The sequence below is a fragment of the Streptomyces sp. HSW2009 genome (assembly GCF_040240285.1).
Taxonomy (GTDB): domain Bacteria; phylum Actinomycetota; class Actinomycetes; order Streptomycetales; family Streptomycetaceae; genus Streptomyces.
Genome location: NZ_JBEHZD010000538.1, coordinates 1 through 5,142 on the forward strand (window position 1 = coordinate 1; position 5,142 = coordinate 5,142).

Consider the following 5,142-nt stretch of genomic DNA (forward strand, 5'->3'; position numbering starts at 1 on the left):
ATCGACGTGCTCATCCCGATCGGCGGCGAGGGCCCGCGGGCCGCGGGCCCGGCACTGCCCGCGGCACGGCCGCAGGCGCCGGCAGCCGATCGCCCCAGCAACCGGTGAGCGTCGCCCGCACCAGTGCGTTGCCGCGCGCCGCCCGTACGGTCCAGACGGCCGCAGCCGCCAGCCGCTCGCCCGGGTCGCGGGCGCCGCCGACGGGCAGCCGCGCCTGTTCCACGCCGCGCAGGTACGCCTCGGCCTCGCGCCGCACCAGCGCCCTGGCCAGGCCGTCCTTGCTGCCGAACTCGTTGTAGAGGGTCTGCCGGGACACCCCGGCAGCCGCGGCCACGTCCACCATGCGCACCCCGGCCCACGGCCGGCGGTCCAGGGCGCTGAACGCCGCGTTCAGTAGGGCTTCACGCGCTGTAGGCACCTTTGCCTCCCAGGCCCGGACAGCTCACCCGGCTGCCGTGCGGCACAGAATTGACGTGCCGCCAGACGCTGTCAAGGGACCCGGCGTGCGCCGGTTCGCCCCGCTTCGCCAAGGTAGTGTGCGAGCATGCCCGACTACCACGATGATCTGCGGCTCGCTCAGGTGCTCGCGGATGCGGCCGACTCCGCGACCATGGAGCGGTTCAAGGCACTGGACCTCAAGGTCGAGACCAAGCCCGACATGACGCCCGTCACCGAGGCCGACAAGGCCGCCGAGGAGTTGATCAGGTCCTCGCTCCAGCGGGCCAGGCCGCGGGACGCGGTGCTCGGCGAGGAGTTCGGCAGCGAGGGCTCGGGCCCGCGCCGCTGGGTCATCGACCCCATCGACGGCACCAAGAACTACGTCCGCGGGGTACCGGTGTGGGCCACCCTGATCGCGCTGATGGAGCGCGGCGAGGGCGGTGACCGGCCGGTGGTCGGCATGGTCTCGGCGCCCGCGCTCGGCCGGCGCTGGTGGGCGGCGGAGGGCCTGGGCGCCTACACCGGGCGCAACCTCTCATCGGCCACCCGGATCGCGGTGTCCAAGGTCAACGACCTCTCCGACGCCTCGCTCGGGTACGCATCGCTCGGCGGCTGGGAGGAGCGCGGCAAGCTGCCCGGCTTCCTCGACCTGACCCGGGCCTGCTGGCGCACCCGCGGCTACGGCGACTTCTGGCCCTACATGATGGTGGCCGAGGGCTCGGTCGACCTGTGCGCCGAGCCGGAGCTTTCGCTGTGGGACATGGCGGCCAACGCGGTCATCGTGCAGGAGGCGGGCGGCAGGTTCACCGGCCTCGACGGCCGCCCCGGCCCGCACAGCGGCAACGCCGCCGCCTCCAACGGCCTGCTCCACGACGAACTGCTCAAATACCTCCAGTAACCCGCGGGCCACACCAGCACCGCGCGCAGCCCGCGGCGACCGTGACTCCCCCGCCCCGCGGGCGACTCCGGTGGCCGCGGACTCCCGTGCCCCGCAGGCCCGTCCCGCTGCGCCCCGTACGCCGTTGGCACGCGCAAGACGTCGGCACCGCAAGGCGTCGGGACAGCAAGGCGTCGGGGCAGCAAGGCGCCAGCGCCGCAAGGGCGTCGGCACCGTACGCGGCGGGCGCCGTCCGCAGCCAGCCGGCCCCGTGCGGCACACCCGCCCCGCGGGCCGGCGAGCGAACCGGCGTCCGCCCGGCCCCATCCGGGGTGCACCCGGGCCTGCGCCCGCAACGTCCTGCCGGCCCCTTCCCCACCACGTACCTGCGCGGACCCGCGCCCGTGCGCGGGCGTACGCCGTGCGGCAACGGCCCTCGTACGCACCGCTTCGGACGGCCCGGAACCCGCGGTGCGCCGCCCCGGCCCTGCCGTCGGTCCGTGGCCCCGCGCTCCTCGCGCTCCCTGCGCTCCCGTGCCGGGCCTTGTTGCGCCGACGGGCGCGTGTGAGCATGAGGTTCCGCCCGCTTGTGCACTTGTGAAGCACGGTTCGGTGGCCCCCACCCCGAAGACGGCCGAGCGGGCTCCCCCAAGGAGGTGGCTCCCCCCATGCCCACGCTCGTCCGCGACGCCATGACCACGGTGGTCCTCACCATCGGCCCGGCGCACACCCTCCGCCAGGCCGCCCGACTGATGGCCGCCCGCCGGGTCGGTGCGGCCGTCGTCCTCGACACCGAAACCAGCGGGGTCGGCATCCTCACCGAACGCGACGTCCTCATCTCCGTCGGGGCCGGCCAGGACCCCGACCACGAGACGGCCCAGGCGCACACCACCCACGACGTCGTCTACGCCGCGCCCGAGTGGACGCTGACCGAGGCCGCGCGGGCCATGACGCACGGCGGCTTCCGCCACCTGATCGTGCTGGACGCCCACGAACCGGTCGGCCTGGTCTCCGTACGCGACATCATCCGCTGCTGGTCCCGCACCGAAACGCCGACGGACACGCCCGCGGAAGCCCCCACGGGACCCTCGGCCGGAGCCCTGACCCACTGACGGGGCGACACCCCGTCACCACCCCCGCCCCACCTGGTGCGCTTCCCGCACCACGCCCCGCAAGCACACCGTACGAAGGCTCGCGAGCGCACACGAGGGCATGCGAAGAGGCCGGAGCCCCATGGCGTCCGGCCTCTTCGGTCCCTTACGGCAAGCGACTGGTCAGCCGCCGCGCGGGGCGACACCGGCCACGGGGGTGGGCCGGTGGCGCCGTCGCGCGGACGACTCAGCCGCGGAGGGCCTGGACCGCTGCCTCCAGTCGCTTGCCGTAGTCTGCGTCCGCCTTGCGGAAGTTGCCGATGGCGCGCTCGACGATGTCGTCGCGCGACACCCCCGCCAGCGCCCCCGCCAGGTTGGCGATCAGGCGGCCCTTCTCCTCCTCCGACAGCAGTCGGTAGAGGTTGCCGGCCTGGACGAAGTCGTTGTCCTCGGCGTGCGAGGGCGCGGGCCCCTCGCCGGTGAAGCCGCTGACCGCGGTCGGCCGCCAGGCCGGGTCACCGGTCTGGGCGGGGCCGCCGAAGCTGTTGGGCTCGTAGTTCTTCGACCGGCCGTGCCGCCCGTCGTACGCGTAGCCGTCGCGGCTGTAGGTGCGCGCCTCGGTGGCGTGCGGGCGGTTGACCGGCAGGTGGTCGGCGTTGATGCCGACCCGGTAGCGGTGCGCGTCGCCGTAGGCGAACAGCCGGCCCTGGAGCATCTTGTCGGGCGAGGGTCCGATGCCGGGCACGAAGTGCGCGGGCGAGAAGATCGACTGCTCGACCTCGGCGAAGACGTTGTCCGGGTTCCGGTTGAGCTCCAGCTTGCCGAACTCGATCAGCGGGTAGTCCGCGTGCGGCCACACCTTCGTCAGGTCGAACGGGTTGAAGCGGTAGTTCGCCGCCTCGGCCACCGGCATGACCTGCACGGACACGGTCCAGCTCGGGAACTCGCCGCGCTCGATGGCCTCCCGCAGGTCCCGCTGGTGGCTATCCGGGTCCTGCCCGGCGAGCACCGCGGCCTCCTCGGCCGTCAGGTTCTTGATGCCCTGGTCGGTCTTGAAGTGGTACTTGACCCAGAACGCCTCGCCCGCAGCGTTGCTCCACTGGTAGGTGTGCGAGCCGAAGCCGTCCGTGTGGCGGTACGAGGCGGGGATGCCGCGGTCACCGAAGAGCCAGGTCACCTGGTGCGTGGACTCCGGCGACAGGCTCCAGAAGTCCCAGACGTTGTCCGCCTCCTGCGAGCCGGTGTACGGGTCGCGCTTCTGGGTGTGGATGAAGTCGGGGAACTTGATGGCGTCCTTGATGAAGAACACCGGGGTGTTGTTGCCGACGAGGTCGTAGTTGCCCTCCTCGGTGTAGAACTTCAGCGCGAAGCCGCGCGGGTCCCGCACCGCGTCCGCCGCACCGAGGTTGCCGGCCACCGTGGAGAAGCGCAGGAAGGTCTCGGTCTCCTTGCCGACCTCGGAGAGGAACTTCGCCCGGGTGTACTGCGTCACGTCGCCGGTCACCGTGAAGGTGCCGTACGCGCCCGCGCCCCGTGCGTGCACCACGCGCTCCGGAATCCGCTCGCGGTTGAAGTGCGCCAGCTTCTCCAGCAGCGACTGGTCCTGTACGAGCACCGGGCCGCCGACACCGGCGGTCTCACTGTTCTGGTTGTCGGCAACCGGGGCACCCGCCTCCGTCGTCAGCGGTCCCGCCGACTGCGCCGTCTCGCTCTGAACCGTCACGTGTGCCTCCTGCGTACTCGTCGTGTCGCTTGGCCTGAGCCGTACCCGATCCTACATTGGACATTGTCTAAGTCAAGAAGAGGCCGAGAGGCGTACAAAGTCTGTTCGTGGACTCGCACTGGTACTCTGGTCCTATCTGACTGATAGGTGAATGGCATGAGTGACCTGCTGGAACGACTGAGGGGACGCGGCTGGCGGCTGACCGCCCAGCGACGCGTCGTGGCCGAGGTGCTCGACGGGGACCATGTGCACTACACCGCCGACGAGGTGCACGCCCGCGCGACGGAACGCCTGCCGGAGATCTCCCGGGCGACCGTCTACAACACCCTCGGCGAACTCGTGTCGCTCGGCGAGGTCCTTGAGGTGAGCACGGACGGCCGCGCCAAGCGGTACGACCCCAACGCCCACCACGACCACCACCACCTGGTGTGCAGCCGCTGCGGCACCATCCGCGACGTGCACCCCGCCGGCGACCCGCTCGCCGACCTGCCGACCCCGGAGCGCTTCGGCTTCACGGTCACCGCCGTCGAGGTCACCTACCGCGGTATCTGCCCCACCTGTACGGGCGCCTGACACCGGGTCACCCCATCGCCTCGCGCCGGCCGGGCACGACCCACCACACGGCCTGGCCCGGCCCACCGGCAGACGACACGGATCACCTCCCGCCGCCGCGTTCCCACCCGCCGGGAGACGTCGCGACCCCCGTACGGAACCTGGCCGGGCGGGGCAGCGCTCCCCGTACGACACCTGGTGGGCGACCCAGGGGCCCATGCGACACCCGCCACACACACGCGTCCGGCGCCTGACACCCGCCCCCGCGCAGCGCCCAACACGCAGCGCCCGTCCGGCATCTCCCGCACCGCGGCCCCACACGCCGGCCAACGGCCGGCCACATACACCGAAGGCCCGGATTCAATGAATCCGGGCCTTCGATCTTGAGTAGCGGGGACAGGATTTGAACCTGCGACCTCTGGGTTATGAGCCCAGCGAGCTACCGAGCTGCTCCACCCCGC

At 72.2% G+C, this 5,142-nt stretch carries 4 protein-coding genes, 1 tRNA gene and 1 pseudogene; 3 read left to right on the top strand and 3 right to left on the bottom strand.

Going from position 1 to position 5,142, the window contains the following annotated elements; translation table 11 throughout:
* Positions 1-28: 28 nt before the first annotated feature.
* A pseudogene (locus AAHZ94_RS28110) lies at positions 29-418 on the bottom strand (TetR/AcrR family transcriptional regulator); the annotation flags it as partial.
* Positions 419-544: 126 nt separating this feature from the next.
* Here AAHZ94_RS28110 and hisN point away from each other — a divergent pair.
* Positions 545-1,336, top strand: a complete 792-nt coding sequence (hisN, locus tag AAHZ94_RS28115; RefSeq protein WP_349996334.1) for a histidinol-phosphatase — start codon at positions 545-547, stop codon at positions 1,334-1,336.
* Positions 1,337-1,983: 647 nt separating this feature from the next.
* Positions 1,984-2,427 carry a CBS domain-containing protein gene (locus AAHZ94_RS28120; RefSeq protein WP_349996335.1) on the top strand — a complete coding sequence of 148 codons (444 nt, stop codon included), beginning with the start codon at positions 1,984-1,986 and terminating at the stop codon, positions 2,425-2,427.
* 226 nt (positions 2,428-2,653) lie between these two features.
* Here the strand turns inward: AAHZ94_RS28120 and AAHZ94_RS28125 are convergent, their stop codons facing one another.
* Positions 2,654-4,129, bottom strand: coding sequence for a catalase (locus tag AAHZ94_RS28125; RefSeq protein ID WP_349996336.1), 1,476 nt, complete (start codon positions 4,127-4,129; stop codon positions 2,654-2,656).
* A 156-nt stretch (positions 4,130-4,285) separates the two neighbouring features.
* On the opposite strand from AAHZ94_RS28125, the gene AAHZ94_RS28130 reads away from it, so the two are divergent.
* Positions 4,286-4,702 carry a Fur family transcriptional regulator gene (locus AAHZ94_RS28130; RefSeq protein WP_349996338.1) on the top strand — a complete coding sequence of 139 codons (417 nt, stop codon included), beginning with the start codon at positions 4,286-4,288 and terminating at the stop codon, positions 4,700-4,702.
* 367 nt (positions 4,703-5,069) lie between these two features.
* On the opposite strand, the gene AAHZ94_RS28135 is transcribed toward AAHZ94_RS28130, so the two are convergent.
* Positions 5,070-5,142: transfer RNA gene (locus tag AAHZ94_RS28135), tRNA-Met, on the bottom strand.